Below are 531 nucleotides of genomic sequence, written 5' to 3'. Positions count from 1 at the left end.
TCAAAACCACCCATACGGCGGCTTTTGCTTGCCGCTTCAAAATGGGGATTGTGTTGACGAGAAATTTTAAAAAAGCCTGTGAGTTTATTGAAAAAACCAGCCATTAATAGCCTCGTGATATATTAAAATAGAAAACGCGTGAACGCTTGCGCCCTTTAAGGTTGGCTATTTGTGTGTTCAGCATCTCAAGCGCTCTGCGCAGTTCCTCAACAGAGCGGTTGCTGACTTGCTTATCGCCATGGCGTACCGATTGTGCTCTCGAATAAAGAGCTTCTTCAATTTGTTCACGCCGCCTTTTTAAGTTTTCAAGTCTCTCAATTTTGCTGTTAATTGGTTCTAAAGTTTCACCCACAAATTACCTCCAATCCCCTCGCATATAAGGATTCATCATTGTTCTGAATGGCTTCTTTTGAGGCTGTGCTGTCTGAGATCTTCTTGGAGAAGGAGAGGGCAGATGTTCTGATGTTGGCTGCTCTAAAGAGCCTTCAATTTTAAGTTTTTCCAGACGCTCTTCTAAGATATCGACTTCTC

The 531-nt window shown here is 42.7% G+C and carries 1 protein-coding gene; it reads right to left on the bottom strand.

Going from position 1 to position 531, the window contains the following annotated elements; translation table 11 throughout:
* Positions 1 to 103 precede the first annotated feature (103 nt).
* Positions 104 to 352, bottom strand: a complete 249-nt coding sequence (locus tag ACFIJL_RS09925) for a phage head-tail joining protein (protein ID WP_375624572.1) — start codon at positions 350 to 352, stop codon at positions 104 to 106.
* Positions 353 to 531 lie beyond the last annotated feature (179 nt).

The organism is Bartonella sp. TT119HLJHH (assembly GCF_042193385.1).
In the GTDB taxonomy this organism is placed as follows: Bacteria; Pseudomonadota; Alphaproteobacteria; order Rhizobiales; family Rhizobiaceae; genus Bartonella.
The sequence above is the reverse complement of the archived record's forward strand: the minus strand, read 5'-3'. Positions and strand labels throughout refer to the sequence as shown.